The 2,889-nt window shown below is 60.5% G+C and carries 3 protein-coding genes; 1 reads left to right on the top strand and 2 read right to left on the bottom strand.

Going from position 1 to position 2,889, the window contains the following annotated elements; all coding sequences use genetic code 11:
• Positions 1–75: 75 nt before the first annotated feature.
• Together QMX98_RS33705 and QMX98_RS33700 are read right to left on the bottom strand one after the other, a co-directional pair.
• The gene (locus QMX98_RS33705) at positions 76–1,305 is read right to left on the bottom strand and encodes a hypothetical protein (protein ID WP_282412046.1); all 1,230 of its coding nucleotides are present in this window, start codon (positions 1,303–1,305) and stop codon (positions 76–78) included.
• 103 nt (positions 1,306–1,408) lie between these two features.
• Entirely contained in the window at positions 1,409–1,858 is a 450-nt protein-coding gene (locus QMX98_RS33700) for a YcgN family cysteine cluster protein (RefSeq protein ID WP_010462140.1), read from the bottom strand.
• Between the two features lie 241 nt (positions 1,859–2,099).
• Between QMX98_RS33700 and QMX98_RS33695 the strand changes: the two genes are divergently transcribed.
• Positions 2,100–2,693, top strand: coding sequence for a nitroreductase family protein (locus tag QMX98_RS33695; RefSeq protein ID WP_077749176.1), 594 nt, complete (start codon positions 2,100–2,102; stop codon positions 2,691–2,693).
• Positions 2,694–2,889 lie beyond the last annotated feature (196 nt).

Genomic DNA, 2,889 nt, shown 5'->3' with positions numbered 1-2,889 from the left:
GGCAAGCCTCGCTCCTACAGAATTGGTGTGATCACATGAACCCTGTAGGAGCGAGGCTTGCCCGCGAAGACGGTTTTACTGAAGCAACTCGGTATCAAGGACCTTGGAAGACTCGCCAATCACGCTTTCCGCGAGCTGAACAAACTCTTTGGTATCCACACTTTCCAGATGCATCGCCCCGCGCAACACATCATCAAGCGAGCGCTTATTGCGCGTTTTCAAACGAATCTCACGATCCAGTTCCTGTAGCAACAACACCGCTTTGGAGACCTGCGCCGGGTTCACCTGTTCGCCACGCAACGTGGTGACTTTCTGGCTGTCCTTGACCAACCGGCGGTGCAAACTCTCAAACCGCTCATCACTCATGCCACCCGCACGGCGCACCAGTTCGATGGCGTAATACTCGGCAAACCCTTCACTGATCCAGTCACTGCGCTGTTTATCGTTGATCCGCCCGAACACCTGCGCCAATTCACGCACCACCGCGCTGGTCCCGCTTTCACTGACCAACGGCAGGCGCGTATTGAGATAGATCGACTCACGCGCGGCCAGGCTGCCGCGCCACATCGGGTCGTTGGCACCAACGATCAGCAGTTTGACGGGATGACGGGGAAACACGGCTTGAACCTGCGGCCAGACAAAGGTCAGCAGCGTCAGCACGTCCATGCGGCGCATGCCCTGGCCTTGGGGCGAGGCGACGGTGACTTCGGTTTCCCCAAGCCTGGTGCGACGGCTGCCGAGGTGGCCGGCGAGCATCCAGCCCGTGGGCCGGTCGAACAGTCGAGAGACGTTATCGATGCGGAATTTGTTCTTGCCGATGCGCGGCCAGGCGGTCTCGACGCTTTTCCAGCCGCTGGGCAATTCAAATTCAAGGCGTGAAATCAGCTCGATGCCGTCCTGCTGATCGAGTCTGGCCGGCGGCACCAGGTCGTCGCCGCGCATCAGTGCCCAGGTTGGCGTCATGCGCGTATCGAAGCTGCCGCTCTTGCGTCCATGGCTGATGCGCACGCGGTAAGTCAGGCTGGCCTTGTCAGTGGCCGGACGCCAAACGCCGCGCGTCTGCTTGCCCGCCGTGAGCTGCCATTGGCCGTCGGCCTTGAAGTCGCTGTAGTGGCTGCCGTCGCCCAGATCGAAATCCAGACTGCGCACCGCCGAGCCTTGGGCCAGCGTCAGCCGCACTTCGGCCTGATCGCTGTGCGGCATCAGGCGCACGTGATAATCCAGATCGACTTTTTTCGCCGCCCACACGGACGAACTCAGGGCCAGTAGCCCGACGGCCAGCGCCCGCCGCAATCGCACAGCCATACACACTCCTGTTGTGGCGAGCGAGCTTGCTCGCGCCGGGCTGCGAAGCGGCCCCTTTTTTTGTCGTTACTGCCTGTTGGTGGCCACACATGCAGTGAGGCATTTAGCCCGCGCGAAAGATCAGATGGTCTTCCCAGTCATCCTCGGACACGCTGCCTTCGGCGAGCATGCGCCCGGACTGGGAAATGCGTTCATGGTGCACCGCATCGCGATCACCGCACACCAGGTGATGCCACAGGGGCAAGTCCTTGCCTTCACTGACCAATCGATAGCCGCAGGTCGGCGGCAACCAGCGGAATTCTTCGGCCTTGCCCGGCGTGAGCTGGATGCAGTCCGGCACAAAGTCACGACGGTTCGGGTAGTCGGTGCACTGGCAGGTTTTCAGGTCCAGCAGTTTGCAGGCGATGCGCGTGTAATAGACCGAGTTGTCCTCTTCATCTTCGAGCTTTTGCAGGCAGCACAGACCGCACCCGTCGCACAGCGATTCCCACTCCTGCGGATCGAGTTGATCGAGGGTTTTGCGTATCCAGAACGGTTCGACTTTGGCGGCCATGGTTCGAGCATCAACATCAGGTGGTGAAAAGGCCGCCAGTCTAGTGCCAAGGCCCTTGCGGGCCAAGCATTGGCGACTGCCGGTAGATCGGGCTTGTCAGTTTTTGCGCCGCCACGTAGTTTTGCCAGTCGCAAGGAGCCATGCCCAAATGCCATTAACGCTCAACCGCGTTGCATTCAGGTGAACTGCGCCTGCGGGTTTTAGACGCCCCTCACTTTCAAACGAAGCAAGGAATCTCTTGATGAGTGCAAACCCACGCGTTGCCGAGTATGCGATCCACCCTCAGTTCACCGATCGCTGGTCGCCCCGCGCCTTCACCGGCGAAACCATTCCCGAAGAAACCCTGTTGAGCTTCTTCGAAGCCGCACGCTGGGCGCCATCGGCCTACAACTCCCAGCCTTGGCGGTTTCTCTACGCGCGCCGCGATACGCCGAACTGGGAGCGTTTTCTGGGCCTGCTGAATGAATTCAACCGCGGCTGGGCGCAACACGCCTCGGCATTGGTGATCGTGATCTCTAAAACCACCTTCGCGGTACCCGGCGCCACCGAAGAGACCCCGGCCCTGTGGCACACCTTTGACACCGGTTCGGCCTGGGGCCATCTGGCGCTGCAAGCGAGCATCAGCGGCTGGCACACCCACGGCATGGCCGGTTTCGACCAGGACCTGACCCGCAAAGAGCTGAACATTCCTGAAGGTTACGCACTGCACGCGGCGGTGGCCGTAGGCAAACTGGGCGATAAAGCGACGCTGGCCGATTACCTGCAAGCGCGCGAAGAACCAAGCCCGCGTCGCCCACTGAGCGAACTGGCGGCCGAAGGCGATTTCACCCTCTAAGCCACAGCGCAAAAGAAATTCGGGAGCGAGTCTCTTGCGATGGCGGTGTATCAGTCTCCGTCAATATTGACTGACAGACCGCTATCGCGAGCAGGCTCGCTCCCACAGTTGATTCCTGGTGTTCACAAAATAGTGGATTCACAGCAGAAACCATGTGGGAGCGCGCCAGCCGCGGACGCGGCCCGCCCGGTAAAAA

It is taken from the genome of Pseudomonas sp. PS02303 (genome assembly GCF_029959925.1).
Lineage (GTDB): Bacteria > Pseudomonadota > Gammaproteobacteria > Pseudomonadales > Pseudomonadaceae > Aquipseudomonas > Aquipseudomonas mandelii.
Note: the sequence above shows the minus strand (reverse complement) of the source record. Positions and strands in the feature narration are given on the sequence as shown.